At 47.0% G+C, this 24,543-nt stretch carries 17 protein-coding genes; 8 read left to right on the top strand and 9 right to left on the bottom strand.

The window, feature by feature from the left end; all coding sequences use genetic code 11:
* Positions 1-47: 47 nt before the first annotated feature.
* Together K339_RS0123690 and K339_RS0123685 are read right to left on the bottom strand one after the other, a co-directional pair.
* Complete coding sequence (locus K339_RS0123690) at positions 48-1,514, bottom strand: M20/M25/M40 family metallo-hydrolase (RefSeq protein ID WP_028525826.1); 1,467 nt, start codon at positions 1,512-1,514, stop codon at positions 48-50.
* Between the two features lie 85 nt (positions 1,515-1,599).
* On the bottom strand, positions 1,600-2,874 hold the full coding sequence (locus K339_RS0123685) for a DUF2851 family protein (protein ID WP_028525825.1): 1,275 nt from the start codon (positions 2,872-2,874) through the stop codon (positions 1,600-1,602).
* Between the two features lie 96 nt (positions 2,875-2,970).
* Here K339_RS0123685 and K339_RS0123680 point away from each other — a divergent pair, with 96 nt between their 5' ends.
* The gene (locus K339_RS0123680) at positions 2,971-7,944 is read left to right on the top strand and encodes a hypothetical protein (protein ID WP_028525824.1); all 4,974 of its coding nucleotides are present in this window, start codon (positions 2,971-2,973) and stop codon (positions 7,942-7,944) included.
* Positions 7,945-8,080: 136 nt separating this feature from the next.
* On the opposite strand, the gene rnr is transcribed toward K339_RS0123680, so the two are convergent.
* The gene (rnr, locus tag K339_RS34610) at positions 8,081-10,408 is read right to left on the bottom strand and encodes a ribonuclease R (RefSeq protein ID WP_037301827.1); all 2,328 of its coding nucleotides are present in this window, start codon (positions 10,406-10,408) and stop codon (positions 8,081-8,083) included.
* 121 nt (positions 10,409-10,529) lie between these two features.
* Between rnr and K339_RS0123670 the strand changes: the two genes are divergently transcribed.
* The 3 genes from K339_RS0123670 to K339_RS0123660 all read left to right on the top strand — a co-directional run bounded on the left by K339_RS0123670 (position 10,530) and on the right by K339_RS0123660 (position 13,333).
* Positions 10,530-10,865 (top strand): arsenosugar biosynthesis-associated peroxidase-like protein, encoded by a 336-nt coding sequence (locus tag K339_RS0123670; RefSeq protein WP_028525823.1) that lies wholly within the window; start codon positions 10,530-10,532, stop codon positions 10,863-10,865.
* Positions 10,866-10,904: 39 nt separating this feature from the next.
* Positions 10,905-11,966, top strand: a complete 1,062-nt coding sequence (gene arsS / locus K339_RS0123665; RefSeq protein ID WP_028525822.1) for an arsenosugar biosynthesis radical SAM (seleno)protein ArsS — start codon at positions 10,905-10,907, stop codon at positions 11,964-11,966.
* 98 nt (positions 11,967-12,064) lie between these two features.
* Positions 12,065-13,333 carry a sterol desaturase family protein gene (locus K339_RS0123660; RefSeq protein ID WP_028525821.1) on the top strand — a complete coding sequence of 423 codons (1,269 nt, stop codon included), beginning with the start codon at positions 12,065-12,067 and terminating at the stop codon, positions 13,331-13,333.
* Here K339_RS0123660 and K339_RS0123655 read toward each other — a convergent pair.
* Positions 13,303-14,256, bottom strand: a complete 954-nt coding sequence (locus tag K339_RS0123655) for an aldo/keto reductase (RefSeq protein ID WP_028525820.1) — start codon at positions 14,254-14,256, stop codon at positions 13,303-13,305. The two genes, K339_RS0123660 and K339_RS0123655, sit on opposite strands and share 31 nt — an antisense overlap.
* A gap of 69 nt (positions 14,257-14,325) precedes the next feature.
* Here K339_RS0123655 and K339_RS0123650 point away from each other — a divergent pair, with 69 nt between their 5' ends.
* Entirely contained in the window at positions 14,326-15,030 is a 705-nt protein-coding gene (locus K339_RS0123650; protein WP_028525819.1) for an SDR family NAD(P)-dependent oxidoreductase, read from the top strand.
* A gap of 14 nt (positions 15,031-15,044) precedes the next feature.
* Here the strand turns inward: K339_RS0123650 and K339_RS0123645 are convergent, their stop codons facing one another.
* Both K339_RS0123645 and K339_RS0123640 read right to left on the bottom strand, forming a co-directional pair.
* A complete protein-coding gene (locus K339_RS0123645) occupies positions 15,045-16,265 on the bottom strand; it encodes an energy transducer TonB (RefSeq protein WP_028525818.1) in 1,221 nt (406 codons plus the stop codon).
* On the bottom strand, positions 16,258-16,839 hold the full coding sequence (locus K339_RS0123640; protein WP_028525817.1) for an RNA polymerase sigma factor: 582 nt from the start codon (positions 16,837-16,839) through the stop codon (positions 16,258-16,260). Before K339_RS0123640 ends, K339_RS0123645 begins: the two co-directional genes overlap by 8 nt.
* A 236-nt stretch (positions 16,840-17,075) precedes the next feature.
* Between K339_RS0123640 and K339_RS0123635 the strand changes: the two genes are divergently transcribed.
* Positions 17,076-18,929: a vWA domain-containing protein gene (locus K339_RS0123635; protein WP_028525816.1), complete on the top strand. Its 1,854-nt coding sequence runs from the start codon at positions 17,076-17,078 to the stop codon at positions 18,927-18,929.
* 67 nt (positions 18,930-18,996) lie between these two features.
* Here the strand turns inward: K339_RS0123635 and K339_RS0123630 are convergent, their stop codons facing one another.
* Both K339_RS0123630 and K339_RS0123620 read right to left on the bottom strand, forming a co-directional pair.
* Positions 18,997-19,635: a porin family protein gene (locus tag K339_RS0123630; protein ID WP_028525815.1), complete on the bottom strand. Its 639-nt coding sequence runs from the start codon at positions 19,633-19,635 to the stop codon at positions 18,997-18,999.
* A gap of 209 nt (positions 19,636-19,844) precedes the next feature.
* Positions 19,845-20,555, bottom strand: coding sequence for an SDR family oxidoreductase (locus K339_RS0123620; RefSeq protein WP_028525814.1), 711 nt, complete (start codon positions 20,553-20,555; stop codon positions 19,845-19,847).
* 63 nt (positions 20,556-20,618) lie between these two features.
* On the opposite strand from K339_RS0123620, the gene K339_RS34605 reads away from it, so the two are divergent.
* Positions 20,619-22,130: a sulfatase family protein gene (locus tag K339_RS34605; RefSeq protein ID WP_051398205.1), complete on the top strand. Its 1,512-nt coding sequence runs from the start codon at positions 20,619-20,621 to the stop codon at positions 22,128-22,130.
* 3 nt (positions 22,131-22,133) lie between these two features.
* Here K339_RS34605 and K339_RS0123610 read toward each other — a convergent pair whose 3' ends face one another.
* Entirely contained in the window at positions 22,134-22,646 is a 513-nt protein-coding gene (locus K339_RS0123610; protein WP_051398204.1) for a methyltransferase family protein, read from the bottom strand.
* Between the two features lie 257 nt (positions 22,647-22,903).
* Here K339_RS0123610 and K339_RS34600 point away from each other — a divergent pair, with 257 nt between their 5' ends.
* The gene (locus K339_RS34600) at positions 22,904-24,442 is read left to right on the top strand and encodes a serine hydrolase domain-containing protein (RefSeq protein ID WP_037301825.1); all 1,539 of its coding nucleotides are present in this window, start codon (positions 22,904-22,906) and stop codon (positions 24,440-24,442) included.
* The last annotated feature ends 101 nt before the right edge of the window (positions 24,443-24,543 follow it).

The raw sequence follows: 24,543 nt of genomic DNA, 5'->3' as shown, positions 1-24,543 counted from the left end.
ACCCTTAGCACAATTCTCCAGGTTGTGAGCAACCCTTGGCACCATTCTCAATCCGTCCATTTCCAATCTTTGCCAAGAACCAACTCTTTTTTGAGCCCTTGCGCAACCATTAAATCGCGGGTTTTGTAGGTATCTAGTTTTTGGGCGGGCAAATCGTTGGCATTGGCCAAAGCATACAGCAGCATGGCCGAAAAACGAACGCCATTGACCATTTCATCGCGATTAATCAAATCAAATTTATCACAGTCAGCGTGATAACATCCATAAACATTAGCGCCGAGACGTCCCGCAGGTGCTCCCGTCGGAATGCCTTCCAACATAAACGGTTGGTGGTCTGAGTGGAGTCCTGCGCGGCTGCTAACGATGTTTGAGTAGGTATCGTCCACTTTTTTGATTTGCTCCCCCACAGCTTGGAAGAACGGAATCAGTTCGTCGCGCCCTCCCACGCTCATTCCAAATACGTTGTTGGTCATGTCGAGATTCATCATAAATTTGACCTTCTCCAACTGTTTGGCCTTGGCCAATTCTTTCACCATCTGCCGCGATCCTAACAAGCCTTGCTCTTCCCCCATAAACAACACGAAATCAATTGTCCGTTTAGGCTTGATTTTTAAGGCTTTAAACGTACGAGCGATGTCCATAATCGTAAATGATCCTAGGCCGTTATCGGCTGCGCCTGTTGCCAAATCCCACGAATCAAGGTGTCCTCCAATCACGATTCTGTCGTCGCTTTTGCCTGGAATCGTGGCAATGACATTCCGCGCTTTTATTTTTTTACTCACGTTGGTCATATCCACAATGGCATGAAGGTCGTTGTCCACCTTCATCCAATTCCGAATTTCTTCGCCACTTTCGCGCGAGATATTTACGGCAGGAATGCCTATCAACGCACCCGTCACTGAGGCTGTCCCTGTCAAAAGCACATTCCCTACAACTTGGTTGACGGTGATAATCGCATTTGCGCCATATTTGATGGCCAAAGCCGTTTTTTCGGAACGGTGCAAATTCTTTTGCCCTGCTTTTCCGTTGACTAAGCCAATATTTACGAGTGCTACTTTGCCTTTGATAATGTCTTTGACCGCTTCAAAATCTTCTTCCAAGCCATTGCCTACGTCAACAATCGCCCCGCTAACTTTGGCACGAACGGGCGAATGCGCCAACGCCACCACGGGCACCGTCCTGAAATTATCACTTTTATTGGGCACTACATCCAAAGTCACAGTATCACGCATCCACGATTCTACCTCAAAGGATTGGAACTTAACATCTGTGTAGCCATATTTTTTGAGAAGATTGAAGGCATACTGCTCTGCCTTGGCTCCGTTCGGACTTCCCGTCAGACGATGTCCGATGGTCGAAGTAGCATCGCCGAGGGTTTCGTACGCTTGGCTGTTTTTCAGGGTTTCGTTGTTAATTTTTTGAAAAGCCGAGACAAATTCGCTGTTGTCTCGAAATGCAACAATTACGCAAAAACTCGCACTGACCAAAAAGGAAGGAAAAAGGTGGCGATACATGGGGGCTTGTATAGTTTTACAACTTTAAAGAATACAAAAATAGTAAGTGTTTGGTTTAAAAAGAATCTAAGTATTTATCTAACGGTCAGGGAGATTTCAGCAACGATGTACCAATAGCACATTGTAAACATCCCTTTTTTACACAAAAATGGGTATAGAGTTCGATAATAGCTTGGGAATCAAAGGCTGTTTTTGATTCTACCCCCATCTGATGCCACAGGTCGATGAGATGGTTTGTTTCGGCAGGAAGTTGTTCCAATAATTCCGTTGCTTTGCTCATAAAATCTAGATTATCTTTTGCTTCAGCATAAGCTGCTAATAAAGGAACGACCGTATTGACAACAATATTTTCGACCGATGCTTTTCCTAGGGTAGCTACTTTCGCCGCCGTTGTTTTTTGAAAGTGATAATGTGTCTGCCAATAGGCCGACTGCTTGACGCGGAGTACTTCCTCCAATTTTTTAACATTTTCACCGTGAATAAAGAGGGAAAATAGACTGGGTTGTTGCTGAACAAACGCCGCCAACTGCGCTAACCGAACCGTTGGAAAATTGGCAGGACGCAAGCGCAAAAACTTCCATTCGTGGGCCTGTAGTTGGGTGGATTTCAAACTATATTTTGCCGCCAAAAACGCGTACTCTTTCTGCAAAGACAGTGCGTATTCGTCTGCGGGCATCAAAAGTCCCGCTTGTCCAAAGAGCAGGGCTTCCAATTGAAAAAGGCTATCGCGGTGTTTGTGAAGAATTTTGAGAGGTAAGCCCTGCGCCAGCCGAAGCATCGGTTCAGCATTGACTTTAAAACCGAAATTTTGGGCTAACAATTGATACGTCGTTTCTTCCCAATCTTGGTGGTTTTGGGTCAACAATTCCAATACGCCCTGCGCTTTACGCTCAAGACGCTGCGTAGCCGCGCGGTCGAGCATCATGCGTTTTTGCAAGTCCGAAACAGCTTCCAATTGATTTTCGCACGGAATCGTTGCTTTGCTTCCTATCAGTACGTGATATTTGTGCAGCAGTTTGGGTGAGGTGATATCTTTTAAGGCCAACGTAGGAACTGCCGTACCATCGTGCCGACAAATATCTGCATCGTTTTCCCAAACCACGTGCAAAACAACGCTCTCATAGGCACGGTCGGTGGTATGGGCATGTCGGTGCCAGTCTGAGCTTCTCAAGTGCATTTCGATACTTCCTGCCCATTCGATATTTTCTACTATGACACGCCCATTGATAAAATCGGGGCCTGCGTGGGCATTTCGTTGTCCAATGGCCAGTACTTGGAGCGATTCTCCCGCCGTAGTTGTGAGGTGAGCAGCGTCAAAATACTGAAACTGCCACAAGAAGTACAGAAAATCTTCGGACATAGCGCTTTATTGAAATAATTTTGAATTAAATTGAGTTAAATAGATATATTGATAGTTCTATACCTAGTTTTGGTTTCGACAAATTCCGCAGATACTATGAAACGTTTTACGCCCTACTTCATCGTTTTTTTATGGCTTACAGGGTTGGTTCTTCACGCTCAAGTCGTCAAACTTTCTGACGACCCTGCGCAGTTTATAGCCGACGTGCAAAAAATGATGGCTGCAAGCGGCAACCCTACCTATCTCAAAGCCGCCAAAAACCTCGAAACCCTTTGGTTGGACAGTCGTTTGACGCAAGCGCACCAAAAAAGTATCGTTACCCTCACCAAACGCATGGTGGCCAAAGGATATAAACCTACGACACCTCATTTTGAGCAATTTTTCAATGGACTATACGCGGCATTCAACGGAACGCACGCAGCCCCCAACGAAGTAGATGGCTACCTAACTACCACCACCCAAGCACTAGAAGCCTACGATACCAAAGCGACTTTAAAGTATTTTGAGACAGCACGCAATCTGTTCGAAAATCGCCTGATTTATACCTCAAACTTCAATCGCCTTTACGCCTTCGAAGGTACTTTCAGCTTTCGCTTCAGTGACGCCAATGCTGAACTTATCAAGACCGTAGAAGCAGCAAAAAATAGTGCGGCAAACGACGGCTGGGGAGCAGTCACGGATACCGCAAATGTGATGACAGTCATGCCTGCCTACGAAAAAAAGCTCCTCCCCGACCTATCAGGGGCGATTGTGGAGTTTAAGAATACCAACCTCGTGATGCTCACCGCTAACGATTCAGTGCCCATCGTCCAGACCAGCGGAAAATTGGCCATTCGCGAAGGAAATTGGGTAGGTATGGGGGGAAAAGTAACGTGGGAAACAGCGGGAACTCCTGATATTTTTGTCAATCTGAGTGCCTACAGCTTCAACGTGAGCCTTCCTAAACTCGTAACCGACGACGCCAAACTTCAGTACGGCGCCAAACTCAACGCTCCCGTCGAAGGGGTATTTGAATACGAAAGCAAACGCCGCACCAAAGGCCAACCTTCGCCCTATCCTCGTTTTATTTCGTACCGTAACGACGCCCAAATCAAGGGATTGAGCAAAAACATCTTGTACCAAGGGGGGATTTCGTTGGTGGGTCAAAAAATGACCAGCGCTTCATTGAGCCAATCTCCTTCAACGGTGATGGTCAATTACAACGGAAAATTAGCGTTCAAATCGAGCAGCCGCCACTTCGACATCACAGATTCGTTGATTACCTCTCCCATCGCTACCTTCACTAGCTACATGGGCACTGATTCACTGCATCACCCTGGCGTTCAGCTTTCGTACAGCGAGGCCACGGGGACAGTCAAAACGCAACCTGCTTCGGTCAAATCAGGCTTTCACTATACGCCTTATTCCGATTCGTACCACAAAATGTACATCGACGCGGAAATGCTTCGCTGGAATTTTCCCAAAAATCAAATTGAGTTTTTGCGCATTTCGGGAAAAAATGTCGTTCCCATTTCGTTCGAATCGTTTAGCTATTTCAAACCCGAACGCTTCCGTGCCATGAACCAGCAGTCGGGTTTTCATCCGCTGCAAATGGCGTCTAACTACGTTACCAAACAAAAAGTCACCAGCTTTGCCCCCGAAGAAGTTGCGCAGTTTTTCAAACGCGATATGAACGCCGTTCGCTCGGCTTTTATGCAACTGTACTACGACGGATTTTTGTCCATTGACCCTAAAACTGGTCTTTTCCGCTTTACCAACAAAGGAGCTTTGTACGTGATGGCCAACAACAAACAAACCGATTTTGACAACTTCAGAGTCTCGTCGTTGTACCCTGCCAACAACGACATCGCCAACGCCAGCATCGACCTCAAAGACAATATACTGACCATTAGAGGAGTTGATAAATTTACCATTAGTGACTCGCTCAAAATTGTCGCTTCGCCTTCGGACAAAGAAATCAGGGTGCTCAAAAACCGCGACTTTCGCATGAATGGTTTGTTGGTTTCGGCCAACTTCCGTTTCAATGGCCGCGATTTGATGTTTAATTACGACAAGTTTTTTGTCGATTTGAATAAAATTGACAACATCACTTTTGTACCAAAAACAGCCTACGACAAAGGAAGCAACACCGAAGTGGGCGGCGATATTGTATATGAAAAATCAGGACGTATTTATCTGAACGACCCCAGCAACAAATCAGGCGGGCGTAAAAACTCCGTTTTCCCCCGCTTGCACGTACCCGAAGGGATGACGGTTTATTTTGACCAGCCTGACCGTGGAAATTTCAAATACGACCGCAAAGTTTTCTTTAAAATCCCGTCGCTCGACTACGATAGCCTTGGTCTGCAAGACATTGTATTTATCGGGACGTTCAACTCCAACGGAATTTTCCCCACTTTCCAAGCCGAACTCCGCTCCATGCCCGACAACTCACTGGGTTTCAAGTATATCCCACCTGCTACGGGCTACAAAGTATATGGCACCAATACCGTCGTGAAGTTTACCAAAGAACTCGTGATGGACAAACAAGGGTTACGTTCGCAAGGCGAAATTACCCACTTGAGTGCGCGCATTCCAACCGAAAGCCTCTTGTTTATGTCAGATTCACTGGTGGCCAATGGGGCACAGGCCGAAGTCAAAGAAGCGACCATCGGCAAAGCATATTTCCCTAGGGTGGATTTGAGAAATTTCACTCTGCGCTGGACGCCCAAAGCCGACAGTATGTCGTTGACCACCAAAGGGAATACTTTTAATTTTTACAACGGAACAACCAAGCTAGACGGGCGAATTGTGCTTCGCTCAACAGGACTCTACGGAAAAGGGCTACTTCGCCGCGACGACTCCGAACTGACTTCTCAGGACATTAAGTTTAACAAAGAAGGGTTCTTTGCGGGCGAATCGCAGTACAAAATTATATCGGCCACCAATGCCACCCGCCCTGTGTTGTTAGGCTCTAACGTGGACGTGGACTTTAACCTTGTGAAGGGATTAGTCGGTATTTCGACCAGTAAAAATACGCTGGAAAACCCACTCATGGAGTTCCCATTTGCGTCGTACCAAACCTCTATCAACCGTGCCCAGTGGAACATCAACGCCAAAACCATTGCCATGAAAGGCGACGTGGCCACCTCCACCTTTACCTCCATTGCTCCCGAACAAGCAGGGTTGACATTTAACGGTTCTTCGGCTTTGTATGAAATCGAAAAAATGACCCTCAATATCGGAGGCGTACCGTTTATCAAATCGGCCGATGCGAAGGTATTGCCTGACAAAGGGCTTGTGGTGATTCACCGCAACGGCGAAATGACACCTTTCAAAAATGCGCGTTTGGTACTTGATACGCTCAACGAATACCACCGCCTCAAAAACGGTAACATCAAGATTGAATCACGCACGAAGTTTACGGGCGACGCTACCTATCTTTACACGACCGTTTCAAACGACACCATTCCTGTCAAGATGGGGAACTTTGGCCTGCGCCAAGGCGTAGCAGCGTCGTCGGGCAGCAACCGCACAGCGCCTTCCAAAGAAAAAACTTCTTACACCGTGGCCAAGGCAGAAATTGTGGAACTCGACAACTTTGTAGCGGCTCCTCGCCTTCAATACAAAGGAGCTATGACCATGCTTGCCCCCGAACCGAACCTGCAATTTGATGGCTATGTCAAACCCATTCTCAAAAAACGTCCCGATTTGGTCGCTTCATGGATCCCGTTTAAAGAAACCCCTACCAAAGACGTAGCGCTCAAAGTAACACCTGCCCTCAAAAATGAAGCAGATATGCCTATTTCGGTTGGGTTGCATTATCGGGCAGGTACTGATGGATTGTATCCAACATTTTTATCGGGGAAAGAAGCACGCAACGATCAAATTATCTTTGAAGCCTACGGACTTTTACGCTTTGATGATAAGCTAAAAGCGTTCCGCGTGACGCCTGAAACCAAAACCGCCGATGAGCTAGTGGACGAAGAAAATGCTTATACTTTCAACGATACCAAAGGCACCATTACTTATTCAGGTAAAATAAGCCTCATCAACGACCGCAGCACCAAGGAAGCCGAACAGCTCTTCATGGTTTCGGGGGGAGTGCAGGCCAACATCGACAGCAGTACGTACCGTTTCAATACCCTCATGTCGCTCAACTTCCCTGCGAACCGTGAGATTATTACCAAAGCGGCCGAAAACCTTGTTCAAACCAACTTAGACGAACAAAACAGCGACCCTGCCGAACCAAGTATCGAGCGTTTGGGTAATAAATTGGCCGCCCTCATTGGCCGCAAAGCCACCGACGGCTACATCAGTCGCAGTGCTGCTGCCTACAAACCACTGTTTGATGCTTCGCCTAAATTCAACAGTACACTCGTTTTATCAAATGTCAATCTTCGCTGGTCGGCACCTCAAAATGCGTTTTATAGTGTGGGCAAAATTGGGGTCTCCAACCTTGGCAATACCGACATCAACGCCGAGCTAGAAGGTATGGTGGAGATTCGCAAAAATGCCCGTGGCGACGAAGTGAGTATCTACATCGAAGCTTCCGAAGATGTGTGGTACTATTTTGATTGGCAACAAGACAAGCTAGCAATGGTCTCGTCGGTGCAAGAAATAAACGATTTGATTTCGGTGAAATCCAAAGACAAAAAGGACGGTTCTATTCTGCCAATTGGCTTTGAAGAACGTGATTTGTTTGTGGATCGTTTTACGGCTTATTACCGTCCAAAAGTGAAAAAACCACTGGCCAAAGACACCAAAGCTCCTGCCAAAGGTGCTCCTGCGAAAACCACTGCGCCATCGACTGCATCAAAATCAGCCCCTACCGCTGCACAAAAAGCAACAACGACGACACCTGCCGAAGAGCCTGAGGAGGAAGAAGTAAAAGTGGCGGATAAGAGTACCAAACCTGCGACAAAAGACGCCAAAGCCACAACGGATTCAAAAGCAAAAGATACCAAAACGGCAGCAAAAACGACAGCTACTGACCCTAAAGCAAAACCTGGTGCCAAAGTAGCGCAAACACCACCTGCCAAAACCCCAACGAAGAAGAAAGAGAAGGAAGAAGAGAAAGAAGGTTTCTAAAAGCTCGCTCGCCCCGAGCTACAGCTCGGGGCGAAACAAGGCCCAGCGTCTCCGACGCAAACTGTTCCAAACGTTAAAAATAATGCAACCTCAGCCCTGCCAAGTTTCAAAAACTTGGCAGGGCTCTTTTTAGAGGTTATTTGCGGCGCTTTTCCTTGGTACGAGGGCGTTTTTCTTTCACACTTCCTCTACCACGGCCACGCACAGGCAACGCAGAAACGACATTGGAAGTAGTTTCCGCCAAGGTCAAATCCATACTTCGACGCGAAATATTGGTGTCTTTGACTTTTACTTTTACCGTATCTCCAAACGTGTAAAAACGCTGCGTGCGCTTTCCTACCAATCGGTAGTTTTCTTTGTCTAATTCATAAAAATCATCGTTTAGGTCATTCATTCTGACCAATCCTTCCGAGGCCGTTTCGGTAATTTCGACAAACAAGCCAAATTCAGTAACGCCCGTAATAATCCCGTCCCAAACGCGCTCAGGGTCCATCGAGGCCATAAATTCCACTTGCTTGTACTTGATACTTGCCCGTTCGGCATTGGCAGCCAATTGCTCCCTCGACGACGAATGCTTACAAGCAGGCTCATACTCGGCTCGGTCAGGCGATGGTTTTCCGTCCAGATAATGCTGCAACAAACGGTGCGCCATCATATCGGGATAGCGTCGAATGGGCGAAGTAAAGTGCGAATACCGACGGAACGCCAAGCCAAAGTGGCCAACATCTTCGGTGCTGTATCGCGCCTTGGCCATGGTTCGAATCGCCAATTGTTCGAGCGCATTTTGTTCGGGTTTCCCTTCCAAATCCGACATCAATTGATTGAGCGACTTTGCCACTACTTTTTCGTCGTCGAGCTTCATTTTATAACCCAATCGACCCGCGAAGGCCGCAAACATCCGTAGCTTTTCCATGTCGGGCTCCTCGTGAATCCGATACACCATGGTATTGGGCTGCTCCTTATTTTTCGATTTTCGGTAAATGTATTCGGGTACGCGTTTGTTGGCCAACAACATAAATTCCTCAATCAGCTTGTGGGCGTCTTTGCGGATTTTGGTGTATAACCCCAGTGGCTTGCCGTTTTCGTCCAACCTAAACTTCACTTCAGTGGTTTCAAAATTGACCGCTCCTTTGGCAAAACGCTCATCGCGGAGCTTGTACGCTAGCTGGTTGAGCAACGTCAATTCTTTGGCAAAAGGCCCTGCTGCTTCTTCGCCGCGCGCAGTCGCTTCGAGTACGTCTTGCGCTTCCTCGTAGGTAAAACGCTTATCAGAATGAATCACCGTACGGCCAAACCATTCGTTGACGATTTTGGCGTTTTCGTTTAACTCAAACACCACCGAAAACGTCAGCTTATCTTCATTAGGCCGCAACGAACACAAGTTATTGGATAATTTTTCGGGCAACATCGGCACCGTTCTGTCCACCAAATACACCGACGTAGCACGCGCATACGCTTCCCGCTCCAACGCCGTGTTAGGACGTACATAGTGGGAAACGTCAGCGATGTGAACCCCGATTTCGAAATGACCATTTTCCAACAACTGCACCGAAAGTGCATCGTCAAAGTCTTTGGCATCGGCAGGGTCAATGGTAAACGTTGTCACCTCCCGCATATCACGACGGCGCTTTATTTCGTCCTTTTCTATTACCTCCGAAATCGCATTTGATTCCGCTTCTACATCTTCAGGAAATTTATAAGGCAACCCAAATTCGGCCAAAATCGCGTGCATTTCGGTTTCGTGGGTGCCTGCTTTTCCTAATACTTCCAGCACTTCTCCTTCCATACGCCGCGAGCGGGTTGGATACTGCGTAATTTTCAACAGCACCTTGTCTCCGTCTTGCGCATTTTTGAGTTTGGGCTCAGGAATATACACATCGTCATAAATGCGACGGTTGTCCAAAGCCACGATACCATACTTGGGCCAAAGTTCGACTTCACCCACCAGTTCGACCCGTCCACGCTCTAAAATCTCTTCCACTCGGCCTTCGCGGCGGCGGCCACTTCGGTATTCGCTAAAAAGTTTTACCCGAACAGTATCGCCATCAATCGCTCCGCGTAAATCGTCGGAATCCACCCAAATATCCGTATTTTCTAACTTAGGTTGCTCGCTTGATTTCTGGGTATCCAGTACAATAAAGGCATAATTTTTATTGACGTGTTCGACTTTCCCGATAAACACATTCGCATTTTCGTTGGTCGCATACAACCCTTCTTTGGTTCTAATTACTTTCCCTTCTTCGACAAGCTCATCGAGCAATCCATTGAAAATAAGACGAAGTTTTGAATCCTCTGCATCAAAATGGTTGTGAAGCTCATGCAATTCAAAAGGCTGCTCGGTATTGATTTCAAAAAAAGTAGCAATCTCGGATTTGAGTTCATCCAAAAACGAGACTATTTGTCGGTGCGTACGTCCCCCTTGTTTCTTTTTAGGGCTACGCGTTTTCTGTGACTTATTCTTCATATTTTTCATACTTCTACTCAAATTAACCATTTTTTCTCGAAAATCATTGCATTTCTCTAGTTTTTAAAACCAAAACCCCTCTATTTGCGTAAATAAGTAAACACCCCAGACATTTTAAACTATGGCATCGTACTACAACTCTGAAGACCTTAAAAAATTTGGCGCCATTGGCGATTTTGGTGCAAAAAACTTAGCGCAAGATTTTTTCAAATACTACGGAGACGTATTCGCCGAAGGCGCCCTTACCTCTCGCGAAAAATCACTGATTGCACTAGCCGTTGCCCACGTGCTCAAATGCCCCTATTGCATTGACGCTTACACCACCGACACCCTCGAAAAAGGCTGCTCAGAAGACGAAATGATGGAAGCCGTACACGTAAGTGCCGTCATGGCCGCAGGTATTACCTTAGTCCACAGCACTCAAATGATTAACAAGGCGAAAGAAGTTACGATGTAGTTTGTACACTTGCCCATTTCGCCTCATAAACACTTCTTCATGAATCCCGTCAAATCTCTCAAGGCACAAAAACACGAACTCGGAAACACCCAGTACCAGCTAGATGTACTGAACGATTCGGCAAAATTAGGGCATAGCTTTCCCTTATTTCAGGAAAAACTCGCGCCCATCGGTTTGTTTCCGTTGAAACCCACGCAAATTGATATTTTTCAAATCAATGTGGGAAAAATGTGCAATCAAGTGTGTAAACATTGCCACGTGGACGCAGGGCCCGACCGCAAGGAGATTATGACGCAAGACACCATGCAGTTGTGTTTGGATGTCTTGAAAAAGCACCCCTTCAAAATCGTTGACCTCACGGGCGGTGCCCCCGAAATGAACCCTCATTTTCGGTGGTTTGTGGAGAAAATTCGCGAAATCAGTCAGGAGATCAAAATCATCGTTCGCTGTAACCTTACCATCATTTTGGCCAATCCTAAGTACCACGACCTCCCCGATTTCTTCAAAAAGCATCGGGTAGAAGTGGTTTCTTCGTTGCCATTTTATACCTCCAACCGCACTGATTCTCAACGCGGTAATGGCGTATTTGAAGACTCTATCAAAGCGCTCCAGCTCCTCAACGCCGTTGGGTATGGGCAAGAAAATTCAGGCTTGACCCTCAACTTGGTCTATAACCCTGCGGGTGCTTTTTTACCCAGTGGGCAGGCAGGGCTGGAGCGCGAATTTAAGCGAGCGCTAAAAACCAAATTTAACATTGACTTCAACAGCCTTTTTTGCATCACCAACATCCCTATCAGTCGCTTTTTGGACTATTTGTTGGTGAGTGGCAACTACGGCTCTTACATGGAAAAGCTCGTCAATGCTTTTAATCCCGTAGCGGCTAGTAACGTGATGTGCCGCAATACCTTGTCGATTGGCTGGGACGGCTACTTGTTCGACTGTGATTTTAACCAAATGCTGGATTTAAAAGTGGCAGGCTCGGTGAAGCACTTAAAAGACTTTGATTTTCAAACACTTAATGAACGAGACATCGTCATCAATCAACACTGCTACGGATGCACCGCAGGCGCTGGCAGTAGTTGCGGTGGCGAAGTGGCTTAAATTGTCCAGAAATTGTTGACTCTTGAAAAAAGTCAACAATTTCTTACATTTGTGATTAAAAACAGTATGCTTGCATAATTTGTTAGAAAAATCACCCAATGGAAACCTACGGACGCATTCTTCTCATTGCCATGCCCATTTTTTTGGGTCTAGTTTTACTCGAAAAGTTATACGGTTGGGCAGTAAAAAAGCACCCTTTCCGTACCATGGACGTACTTTCTAGCCTTAGCTCTGGCTATACCAACATCATCAAAGACGTGCTGGGCATTAGTGTTTCGATTCTGACTTACGGCTATATGGTCGAACACTGGGCACTGTACAAAGTACAGTCCACCATTTGGGTCTATATAATCGCTTTCATTGCCCTCGATTTTTCGGGCTATTGGGTACACCGCCTGAGCCACCAAATCAACTTTTTTTGGAACAAACACGCCATTCACCACAGCAGCGAAGAGTTTGATTTGGCCTGTGCCTTGCGCCAAAGCATTTCGTCGTTTGTCAATCTATTTACGATTTTCTTGCTTCCTGCAGCCTTGTTGGGCGTAGAGCCTAAAGTCATTGCGATTGTCGCGCCGCTGCATTTGTTTGCGCAGTTTTGGTACCATACTATTTACATTGGCAAAATGGGCATCTTAGAACACATCATCGTGACGCCCTCACACCACCGCGTACACCACGCCATGAATCCCATTTATTTGGACAAAAACCATGGGCAGATTTTTATCATTTGGGATAAGCTTTTTGGTACGTTTCAAGAAGAACTTCCCGACGTCCCGCCTGTTTATGGCATCACTCGCCCCGTTCAAACGTGGAATCCCATCAAAATCAATTTCCAACATTTGTGGTTGTTGATACAAGATGCCTATCGGACAAACAGTTGGAAGGATAAGTTTCGGATTTGGTTCATGCCAACAGGCTGGCGCCCTGCCGACGTTATCGAGCGTTATCCTGTTTACAAAATCGACGACCCGTACCACTTCCAAAAGTACGCCCCAGAGGCTTCGGTAGCACTGCGCACTTGGACGTGGATTCAGTTTTTGTTCACTTTTGCACTCATCAATTACTTCTTTATCAACATTGCTAAAATAGGCACGCCCAACATTTTTGTCTATGGCGGTTTCTTGTTTCTATGCGTTTTTGCCTATACCGAACTCATGGACAAAAACCCCTACGCTTGGGCATGGGAAGCGCTCAAAAACGCCATTGGACTGTTTTTGATTTACCAAAACGGCTGGTTTGGAATGTCAGAAACGCTGCCTTGGGGCACAGTAGCGCTGGCTAGTTACTTTGTGCTTTCGAGCGTAGTGGTGGCGTTGTTTGCACGGTCGCTTACTTTTTATTCATCCCAAAGGCTTTCCAAGGTGTAATCAGACCCTTCTAAGCACCAAAAATTACCTTTGATGTAACGGTACTGCAAGTCTAATTCCCGCATGGCTTTCATTTCTTGCTCAGTCAGCTTTATGTCGACAGCGGCTAAGTTTTCTTGCAAGCGTCCTGCGTTGACCGACTTTGGAATCACGGACGTTCCCCGATTGACGGCCCACGCGAGCATCAACTGCGCGGCCGAACATCCGCGTGCCTGTGCCAAAGCGCGAATTACTTCATTTTCAAACAATTTTGGTTCGCCGTCCACAATCCGATTAGCTGGTCGGTCTGACGAGCCTAAGGGGCAATAACCCGTCAAAACGATGCCGTGCTGACGGCAATAGTCCACCATGGGCCATTGTTGTAAAAACGGGTGCAGTTCCAACTGATTTACCTCAGGACGAACGCCCGTGGCGGCAGTTACTTCTTCCAGTTTTTTAATGCTAAAATTGGAAACCCCGATGTGGCGGGTCAGACCCATTTCTTTTAAGACAATCATTTCTGCCCAAGTTTCTGAAAGAGGGGCGTCCGTAAGACTGAGCATATCTTCGCCTGTTTGGGGGTAAGCTACCGCTCGTTTGAGCGCTACAGGCCAATGGATGAGGTACAAGTCTAGGTAATCGAGCTGTAAATCTTTTAAAGTGGTGTTGATTGAAGGCAAAATATACTGTTTTTCGTGGCTGTTGTTCCAAAGTTTCGACGTAATCCACAGCTCTTCTCTTTTTACCGTCCCTTCTTTCATTGCATCCGCAAACGCCTGGCCGATTTCTTGCTCATTGCCATACACCAAAGCGCAATCGAAATGCCGATAGCCAATCTCAATAGCGGTCTTTACGGCCGTATATACTTCTCCCTTGGCCGATTTCCACGTCCCAAGCCCCAAGGCGGGCATTTTGTCTCCGTTTTCAAAAGTTAAGTAGTTCATCTCAAAAATAAGTTATCTTAAAACCATCCACTGGCCCTACGAGTTAAATATAGCAAACTCCTTTTTCTAATGTCATTTCAAGGAAAAAACATTCTTATCATCGGGGCAAGTTCTGGAATTGGCCTTGCCATTGCCCAAACCCTTCAAGCCGAAGGGGCCTCGTTGTTTACGGCTTCACGCCGCGCACCTCATGGTATTCAAAGTCAACACATTACGTGGGACGTCACTCAGCCCATCGAAGGTCTTTTTGATGTATTACCCGATACCCTTCATGGCCTCGTGTACGCCCCAGGTAGCATCAATCTCAAACCTTTCCAACGCTTTTCGTTGGCCGATTTTCAAGCCGATTTTAATGTCAATGTGTTGGGAGCGGTAGCTGCGATTCAGGCCAATCTTGCCCGACTTCGCAAAGCAGGCGGCGCTTCCATTGTACTGTTTAGCACGGTTGCTGTACAAACGGGGATGGGTTTTCACGCGTCGATTGCCACGGCCAAAGGAGCGGTAGAAGGGCTGACTCGTTCGCTGGCAGCGGAGTTTGCGGCTACTAAAATTCGATGCAATGCCATTGCACCTTCGTTGACTGATACGCCACTGGCCGCCTCATTGTTGTCGAGCGATGAGAAACGTGAGGCTTCCAACAAACGCCATCCGATTGGGCGCGTAGGTACACCCCAAGATTTGGCCGCCGTAGCGAAGTTGCTGCTTTCGGACGAAGGTAGCTGGATTACGGGGCAAGTACTCAACGTAGATGGTGGCATGGGAAGATTGAAGTAATCCTCCCATTGCCTTTAAAACCGAAATGCCTGCGTTTTTCTTTCTGATTGTGGCTTACCTTTTTTATAAGTCGGAGTCCATTTTTCTCCCTGTTTGAGGATGCGAACGGCCTCCTCAAACAGCTGACCATTTGCTCCGTTTTTGTTCTCAAAATCACTTAATTCCCCTTGCTCGTTGACCGTAAATGCTACAACTACTCGTCCGCGAGGGCTTTGGGGGTTTTGTTTTAGAAAAGCGTCAATTTCTCCTTGTATATAGTCCGAATACGCTTTTGAAGTCTGACCAACTTTGGGCTTTTGAGCACGTTTGTTATAGCCTGTGACTACCACCTCACTCAGTGCATTTTGCTCTGCTTTTAACAAAACTGGGGCTAAAACCGAATCTTTCACCGTGATTTGGACAGGAGTAAATCCGACAGCGCCAATACTTACGTTGTCATTGGGGCGCACACCTCGTAGAAAAAACGTTCCATCGGTAGCCGAAGAAGTACCTCGGTTACGGCCTTTCACCGAAATGATACTTCCTGCGAGTGCTTCTCGTGTTTCCTCTTCCAATATCTTGCCTCGTAGCGTAAACGTATCGAGGGGAAGCGCCGCCGCAGGAGCCGACGCGACGCGACTTTTCGCCTGCGCGGGCTTCGCGGCCAACTCCTGCGCAGGAACTACAGCGGCGACTTCCTCCGCCTTTTTTTCTTCTACAATGCTTGCTGCACTACCCTCTGCGGGCTCGGTTTCCAACGCATCTTGGGTGGGAGACACGGCGGCCACTTGTTCTTGGATTGGTTTTCGAGCAAGCCTTTGGGTACTGGGTTTGGCAGAAAGTGTGGCCTGTTTTTCTGCTAAAATAGGCGCACTTTCAGGAACAGGAGCCGACGGCAATACCGTCTCTGCCGCTGTTTTAACCGTTGATTCGGGTAAGTCTTGCCGCTGTACCAACCACCAACCTAACCCCACGGCCATGACCACCGCAGCGGCCGAGGCATAGTAATAGGGCACTAGCCTGCGTTTTTGGGGCGAAATTCGTTGTTGAAGCCGCCTACGAACATCCAACAGCGCTTCCGACTCGTCCACGCCAGCTTTTTTCATGGCTTGGAGTCCTTCTAACGTATCATCGACTTGTTGGTTTTGCAATGCCTCTTTTTCGACCTTGTGTTGATCTTGGGGAGTCAGTGTCCCTGCTACATACTGGCGCAGTTGGTGCGTCGAAGGCGGAGTATGTTGTTTTGATTTAGCCATGTTGTTTGCCCTCCATGCACAGTTTGAGGTTTCGCTTACCGTTTTGGAGATAACTTTTCACTTTTGTTAACGCAAAACCCGTTTGGTCGGCGATTTGTTGGTAGCAAAGTTGTTGGAAATAAAACAGCTCTACACTTTTGCGTTGTTCGACAACCAACGTTTGTAAACAGTCGCCCAAATCAGCAAGTTGAACGTCTAGCTCGTCGTTGTTTTCGGGTGTATGAGCTACTAGCGCCTCGTAGGCTTCGTCATCAAAAAGCCCTTCGTCGCTTACCATGATGCGTTTAGAACGCAGTTGCATTAAGCAATAGTTGCGCGTGAGGCTATGCAGCCAGCTTTTGAAATTCCGAACGTCGTTTGTCCGAAGGTCGGTAATCAATTGTTCAAATACCTGCATCACCGCGTCTTTTGCGTCGTCTTCGTCATGCAAGTACCTGAAACATATCGCAAAAACCATTTCCATGTGGCGTTCGTACAATTCGCCCAAGTCGGTGAGATTACCCGTTCGGCGGTATTCCGAGAGGTAGTCTGCATCGGTAAGAGCTGTTTTTCGGCGAAATAATTTTAAGAACAAGTCTTTCTCTTCGTTTTAAGTATTGAAAAATGACAAGATACTAGGGCGATGCCCCTTTTTATTTTTGAGGGGCGTAGCCCTAACATCATCGTAGAAAAAAAGCATATACCTACATTCGTACACCCTCACAGACAGTAGATGAGCGAATAGAGAAAATTCCACAAAAAAAATTCAAAAACTTTTATGGAATCGGGTAAGAGATTGCATCCATTGGTTGAAACTAACAAATCACAACCATGAAAACAAATCTTTTTTGTCTGATTTTAAGCGTATTCACTTTGTTTGCTTGCGCTCAATCTACACCCGTTACAGTCACGGGCGTTGTCCTTGAAGAAGTTCTTTTGACTCCCATTTCAGGAGTAGCAATCATTGTTAAAGGGACTAACAAAGGCACCACTACCGACCTCAACGGACAGTATTCGCTGGCAGCTCGCAGAGGCGACAAGCTCATATTTAACTTTGTTGGCTACCAAACCGTCGAACGTACCATCGGCAAAGATTCGGTGGTGAATGTCAAACTCAAAGTAGCTCACGATGCTTTGCAAGAGGTCGTGGTAACTGGCCTCAGTAAGCGTGCAGCAAAAAGCGCGGCAGCACCCGCTTCTTCTTTTGCATTGATGGGTACTCCTCCCCCCATGCAAATGGACTTTAATGCCGAAGAGTACAAAGGCATCAACGAAAACGGTTTTCATAATCCTAAAAACAACCCACTCACCACGTTTTCGATTGACGTAGATCGGGCGGCTTACAGTAACGTGCGCCGATTGTTGAATTTGGGACAATTTCCTCAAAAAGACATGGTGCGGGTGGAAGAAATGATTAACTATTTTGACTACGACTATCCACAGCCCAAAGGCGAACACCCCGTGGTGCTTCAAACCGAACTGTCAGATTCTCCTTGGAATAAAGGCTTGAAATTGCTTCACATCGGGTTGCAAGCTAAAACCATTCCTAGCGATAACCTGCCTGCATCGAACTTGGTGTTTTTGGTGGATGTATCGGGGTCGATGGAGATGCCCAACAAATTGCCTTTGGTCAAAGAAGCCTTCAAATTATTGGTCAATCAGCTTCGTCCCAGCGACCGCGTGGCCATTGTGGTGTATGCAGGAGCAGCAGGAACTGTTTTACCCTCTACTCCTGGTAATCAGACATCTACCATCAAAGATGCCTTGGATAACCTCCAAGCGGGAGGCTCAACCGCGGGAGGTGAGGGGATTAAATTAGCGTACAAAATTGCCCAAGACCATTTTATCAAAGGAGGAAATAACCGCGTTATTCTAGCCAGCGATGGCGACTTCAACGTCGGAGTTTCGAGCGAGGGCGAACTTCAACGATTGGTGGAAGAAAAACGCAAAAGTGGGGTGTATTTGAGTGTGTTAGGTTTTGGAATGGGCAATTACAAAGACAATAAAATGGAAACCTTGGCCGACAAAGGAAACGGAAATTATGCGTACATCGACAATTTACAAGAAGCGCAAAAAGTGTTTGTACACGAATTCGGCGGGACACTTTTTACCGTGGCGAAAGACGTAAAATTACAGTTAGAATTCAATCCGAAATTCGTGAAAGGGTACCGCTTGATTGGGTATGAAAACAGAGTGCTTGCCAACGAAGATTTTCACGATGATAAAAAAGACGCGGGCGAAATGGGCAGCGGTCATACCGTGACAGCCTTGTACGAAATCATTCCTGTGGGAGTGGAAAGCGCTTATTTGAATAAGGTAGATGACCTAAAATACCAAAAAAGTGCGGAAGTGACCACTTCTTCGGACGAGCTGGTGACCATCAAACTTCGCTACAAACAACCCGATAGCGAGACAAGCCGCCTTTTTGAAGTACCTGTGCGTAATGCAACTATACCTTTGGCCAACACCTCCAACAACTTCCGTTTTGCGGCATCGGTAGCCGAATGGGGACTATTGCTCCGCAGCTCGGAGTTTAAAGGGGAAGCATCTTATGGTCAAGTTATTGACCTTGCCAAAGGAGCTATTTCCAAAGACCCAGAAGGCTATCGCGCTGAATTTATGCGCTTGGTCAAGTTGGCTCAGTCGTTGGATACCTCCAAAACAATTGCTAAAAAAGACGAATAAAAAAATGCCCGTAGGTGGGCTTATCGCCTGCCTACGGGTCATTTTCAGCCACTATATAAAACCTAACCTATCTAAACTTTCCTGTGCTTGGAGAATAGTTACCCAGTGGAAAACTTACGCCGACGTTGAGTCCCCAAGAGCGGTTGTGTACATCCGAAGCGTTCGCCATCACGTTGGTAAGGCCAATGTTGTAGCGCAAATCGGCGTTGAGCCATACTTTATTTTTGATGGAATAGTTGAGCCCTGCGCCCAAAGCCGCTCCCGCATCTACGCCTTTGTAAGCCCGCGCCGCGCCTTCGGGGTTGATATTTACGTTGCTTTCATTGACGGCTTTGACCAAAAATCCAACGTAAGGCCCTGCCATCAATTTGGGACGAAGCGCGTTGCCACGGCCATTGAGATAATATGTTCCCATGATGGGTACTTGAATGTAATCGAGGTGGCCTTTTGAGGCTCCGTTCCCCGATTCGCCTCCAATTCTTGAATACAAAAGTTGTCCATTGACTCCTAAACGGCTTTCTCCGCTGTAGTTGATAAAAATACCCGCCGAGTTGCCGACTTTCCAGTCGTTATAAATAGGGTGATTGGTCAATCTCGAAAAATTTACCCCGACAATCGGGCCAAAAGAGACGTTTTCTTGGGCAATTGCCTGTCTTCCTGTTGAAATCAAGGCAATTATTAGGAGGAAATAAGCACTTCTTTTCATGGTTGTGAGTGAGTTTTTGTGGTTGTACTTTTCCTTCAAAAACCTCATTCCACTTGTTCTAAGAAAAAAACCAGCCCAAAAACGGGGAAAATTTTCCTCATTTTTGGGCAAATCTGTGGGGGCTATTCTCTAAGGAGTGGGTTGTGAGCAACCTTTACTCGGGTTTTGAGAAACCCGAGCCACTACTTATTAGAAACCCGAATCACTACTTATTTCGGCATTGTAGGGCGAACTTCGATTTTACTTGGAAGGGTGCGTGGGTTCATTTTCAACAAATCCACCACAATTTGCCCAATGTCTTCGGGTTGAATTTTCCACGCATCTTTTTCGGAAGGCTCATGATTATTAAAATGCGTCGCTACCGAACCTGGCATAATGGTCGTTGCTTTGATACCAGCGCTACGCACGTCCATCATCACCGCTTGCGTAAAACCTACCAAGCCAAATTTGCTAGCATTGTAGGCCGAGCCGTTGGCAAAAAAGTTGGTACCTGCCAAACTCGCAATCGTAATCAAATAGCCTTTCGATGCGGTGAGGGCGGCCAACGACGCCTTGGTGCTGTAAAAAACGCCCGTGAGGTTGATGTCAATCGTTTCTTGCCATTGTTCGAGGGTCAGCGTTTCGATGGGAGCAAAATGCCCCACCCCTGCGTTGGCAACGAGCACATCGAGGCGCCCCCATTTTTCCAACACCTGATTCACCGCCGCTTGCTGAGAATCAAAGTTTCTTACGTCGGCTACGATTCCCAGCGCTGCCCCCTCTTGCAGTTGATTAAGCTCTGCAGCCACGGCCTCTACAGTTTCTGCGTTGCGTCCCGTTATGGCCACTTTGTAGCCTTCTTTGATGAGCATTTCGGCTACTCCTAGGCCAATTCCTTTCGTTCCTCCCGTAATCAGGGCTGCTCTTAGTATTTCTTTCATGGTTCTTTCTTTTTCGTGTATCGCAATTATTTGTTCGTTTCTCAACAACACCATCTCCTTCAAATGAAATCCCGAATCGCCCTGTTTTTAGTCGTTGGCCTTGGTATTTTACCCCAATGGCTCCTACAAGCTCCTACCTCTAAGCCCAACATTATTTACATTTTGGCCGATGACATGGGGCAAGGTGACGTGTCGGCGTTTAACCCCAATGCGAAGTTTAAAACGCCTCATTTGGATCAATTAGCCGCCGAAGGAATGCGCTTTACGGATGCCCACTCAGGCTCGGCGGTGTGTACGCCCACGCGTTACGGGATTTTGACGGGGCGATACTCGTGGCGGAGCAAACTTAAAAAAGGCGTAACCTGGAGTTACGATTCGGCACTGATTGAAGACAAGCGTTTGACGGTAGCTTCCTTTTTGAAGCAAAATGGCTATCAAACTGCTTGCGTTGGAAAATGGCATTTGGGGCTCAATTGGGCACCCAAAAATGACCCCGTTGTACCTGTTGATTTTTCTCAGCCCGTCAAAAAATCGCCCAATGAATATGGCTTTGACTACTCGTACATTATTCCCGCGTCGCTCGACATTCCGCCTTATGTATATGTAGAAAATGGCCGCGTCACGGCCCAACCCGACCGAGAAACGGAATCTAAAACGCAATACGGATGGTGGCGAAAAGGCCCAACGGGGGGCGATTTTAAGCATGAAGAGGTACTGGGACGATTTGTTCAAAAATCGGTCGATTACATTCAAAGCCGTACGTCGGCGGAGCCTTTTTTTCTTTATTTACCCTTAGCCGCCCCCCACACGCCGATTTTACCAACGGGACAATGGAAAGATAAATCGGGGTTAAACGAATACGGAGATTTTGTATTGATGGTGGACGATGTCGTTGGACAAATCCAGCAGGCACTTCGCCAAAAGGGAATGGACAAAAATACCCTCATTATTTTTACTGCGGACAATGGCTGCGCGCCTTACGCGGGTACTGAACTCATGGAAAAGGCGGGGCATTTTGCCAGCAATGGGTTTAGGGGCTACAAAGCAGATAGCTATGAAGGAGGACACCGAGTACCATTTATTGCCAAATGGGCGGGGCATATTAAGCCCAACACAACATCAGACCAAACGATTTGTTTAACCGATTTTATGGCGACCTGTGCGGGGATTCAGGGCAAAAAACTCCCCCAAAACGCGGGCGAAGACAGCTACGACTTGGGGCCTATTTTGTTTGGTAAAAAACCAGCCAAACCTCTACGGGAAGCGACTGTTCATCATTCGGTAGAAGGGATGTTTTCCATTCGACAAGGCGATTGGAAGCTGATTTTGGATGCAGGTTCAGGAGGCTGGAGTTTTCCTAAGCCTGGCAAAGACTATGAAGGTTTGCCCACGGTACAACTCTATCATTTGAAAAACGACCCTACCGAAAAAACCAACCTTTATGCCCAATATCCCGAAAAAGTAACGCAGCTCAAAGCCTTACTCCGCAAATACATTCAAGACGGACGAAGCACACCAGGAATGCCTCAGCCGTACGTTGAAAGCGCATCTTGGCCAGGGTTGAAGGGTTGGTAGGGGTTAAAATAATTTCGGAAACAGCATCGCTACTCGACGGCGATATTCCACGTAGGTGTCTCCAAATTCGCGCACAAGTTTTCGTTCTTCATATACAATACCAATACGAATATACACCGTGATGCAAACAGCCATAATAAGGGTTTGGAGGGTAGCCTCATTGAAAAAAAGTCCCCATACGGCCAAAATCGTCCCTGTGTAGAGCGGATGCCGTACATAACGCAGCAGGCCACCTGTCCGAAATTCGCTGGAAGTGGGCGAGGTGGGGGGGTTGGGTACACCCAAAAATTCGCCCAAATCGTAACCCAGTAGTGCTTTCAAGGCAATGAGTACACCTATCCAAAATAAGGTGATTGCAAGTCCACCCACCCACCACTCGGCGGCCCAGAGACGTTCTTTGGGGAGTAAACGTTGGTACCACAACAGCCCTATCAATAGCCCAACTGCCAGTACGTTGTACAGCAAGCGATAGTAGCGAAAAAGTCTCCCTAGTTTTTGTTCAAAAATGTGTTTCACCTTTGGACTTGCTAAAGCGCTGTGTATGAATCCATACACTATCCAAAGGGAGATTTGTAGTAGATAAAGTTTCATTGAATGAGCGTTACAAATAGCACACAGAAAACACAGATTGGACAGATTGACACAGATTCGTACCCAATTTGTCATTGTTATCCGTAAAAAGCCATTAAAATACAAAAATTGGTAGAAGCCTAGCATAGTTTCGGCGGTTATCACTATTTTCGATGTCTATCCAACGCAAACAACGAAAACCAGTGAAAAAACTACCTTTTCTTTACTTTCTCCTAATTAGTTATTGTTTTGGTCGCCAAGCCGCTGCGCAGTCGTACAAGCCGCCTGTGTTCACCGACCCCGATCGGATGAAAAAAATTGAGGCGGTGCTGCCTACCGTTGATAAAATTTACAAAGAATACGCCGAAAAAAATCATTTCCCAGGGTTTACCTACGGGGTGGTGGTCGATGGCAAACTGATTCATACGGGCACAGCGGGCTACACCGACATTAGCAAAAAAATCCCCGCTACCACTCAGTCGCTTTTCAGAATTGCGTCCATGAGCAAGAGTTTTACGACGATGGCCATTTTGCAATTGCGCGACGCGGGTAAACTCAATTTGGACGACCGTGCAGATAAGTACATCCCTGAAATGAGGAATACAAAACTACTTACGGCTGACGCGCCCGCCATTACCATTCGCCACTTACTGACGCACGCCGCAGGTTTTCCCGAAGATAACCCTTGGGGCGACCGTCAGTTGGCCGACACCAATGAAGAGTTATTGAAGCTGATTCAAAGCCCCATTGCTTTTTCAAATACGCCAGGAGTCGCCTACGAATATAGCAACTTGGGGATTACACTTTTGGGCTATATTATTCAGAAGGTTTCGGGAAAAACGTACCAACAGTTTATCAACGAGTCTATTTTTAAACCACTTGGCATGACGCATACCAAATGGGAGTATGCAGAAGTACCCGCCGATAAACTAGCCCACGGCTACCGTTGGCGCGACGGCCAATGGACAGAAGAAGCCCTCCTTCACGACGGCGCATGGGGCGCAATGGGTGGGCTTATTACTTCAATCGAGGACTTTAGTAAATATATGGCGTTACACTTGGCGGCTTGGCCTCCCAAAAACGATACCGATGCTGGTCCTCTCAAGCGGAGTTCGATTCGCGAAATGCACCAACCTTGGAACATCAGCGGCTTTTCTCCGCAGTTCAAGTACGCGACAGGGCGCCCGTGCGCTACGGTTTCCGCCTATTGCTACGGGCTCAACTGGATGCGTGATTGCGAAGGGCGCGAGTACGTAGGGCACAGCGGAGGGCTCCCAGGTTTTGGGAGCAACTGGCGCATTTTGCCTCAGTATGGCATCGGTGTAGTGGCTTTTGCCAATGTTACGTACGCCCCAACAGTCCCAATTAATCTGCAAATTTTGGATACGCTCATTGTAGGTGCCCAACTTAAACCCCGTCAATTGCCTGCGTCGGATATTTTGAAACAACGCCAGCAACAGCTCACTCAACTGCTTCCCAACTGGCAAAACGCCGAAAGCAGCGGCCTTTTTGCCGAAAACTTCTTTGCGGATTACTCGTTGGAAGCCCTCAAAAAAGAAGCAACGGGGTTGTTTGAAAAGGCAGGTAAAATTATCAGCGTGAAAGAAATTGTTCCCGAAAATCAGCTTCGAGGTCGTTATCTTATCGAAGGAGAAAAGGCTACACTATGGGTGTCGTTTACGCTTACGCCCGAAAGTTCTCCGTTGATTCAGGAGTATCATATTGGGGAGGTCAAAAAATAGTTTCCACGCAAGAAGATAGAGGCGCAAAGTAATCTTTTTCTGCGGCGTTGCCCCTCTGCTTCTTTGCGTGAATAAGCCGACATTAGATTATATCTCTCTCC

The sequence above is a fragment of the Runella limosa DSM 17973 genome (assembly GCF_000482465.1).
GTDB lineage: Bacteria > Bacteroidota > Bacteroidia > Cytophagales > Spirosomataceae > Runella > Runella limosa.
This window is presented reverse-complemented; position numbering and strand designations above follow the sequence as displayed.

Excerpts from the sequence above, each read along its gene's own strand:
- K339_RS0123650 (WP_028525819.1), top strand. The coding sequence starts at position 14,326 with ATGTCATTTCAAGGAAAAAACATTCTTATCATCGGGGCAAGTTCTGGA.
- K339_RS0123680 (WP_028525824.1), top strand. The coding sequence starts at position 2,971 with ATGAAACGTTTTACGCCCTACTTCATCGTTTTTTTATGGCTTACAGGG.
- rnr (WP_037301827.1), bottom strand. The coding sequence starts at position 10,408 with ATGAAGAATAAGTCACAGAAAACGCGTAGCCCTAAAAAGAAACAAGGG.
- K339_RS0123620 (WP_028525814.1), bottom strand. The coding sequence starts at position 20,555 with ATGAAAGAAATACTAAGAGCAGCCCTGATTACGGGAGGAACGAAAGGA.
- K339_RS0123670 (WP_028525823.1), top strand. The coding sequence starts at position 10,530 with ATGGCATCGTACTACAACTCTGAAGACCTTAAAAAATTTGGCGCCATT.
- K339_RS0123660 (WP_028525821.1), top strand. The coding sequence starts at position 12,065 with ATGGAAACCTACGGACGCATTCTTCTCATTGCCATGCCCATTTTTTTG.
- K339_RS0123635 (WP_028525816.1), top strand. The coding sequence starts at position 17,076 with ATGAAAACAAATCTTTTTTGTCTGATTTTAAGCGTATTCACTTTGTTT.
- K339_RS34605 (WP_051398205.1), top strand. The coding sequence starts at position 20,619 with ATGAAATCCCGAATCGCCCTGTTTTTAGTCGTTGGCCTTGGTATTTTA.
- arsS (WP_028525822.1), top strand. The coding sequence starts at position 10,905 with ATGAATCCCGTCAAATCTCTCAAGGCACAAAAACACGAACTCGGAAAC.
- K339_RS0123655 (WP_028525820.1), bottom strand. The coding sequence starts at position 14,256 with ATGAACTACTTAACTTTTGAAAACGGAGACAAAATGCCCGCCTTGGGG.
- K339_RS0123630 (WP_028525815.1), bottom strand. The coding sequence starts at position 19,635 with ATGAAAAGAAGTGCTTATTTCCTCCTAATAATTGCCTTGATTTCAACA.
- K339_RS0123685 (WP_028525825.1), bottom strand. The coding sequence starts at position 2,874 with ATGTCCGAAGATTTTCTGTACTTCTTGTGGCAGTTTCAGTATTTTGAC.
- K339_RS0123690 (WP_028525826.1), bottom strand. The coding sequence starts at position 1,514 with ATGTATCGCCACCTTTTTCCTTCCTTTTTGGTCAGTGCGAGTTTTTGC.
- K339_RS0123645 (WP_028525818.1), bottom strand. The coding sequence starts at position 16,265 with ATGGCTAAATCAAAACAACATACTCCGCCTTCGACGCACCAACTGCGC.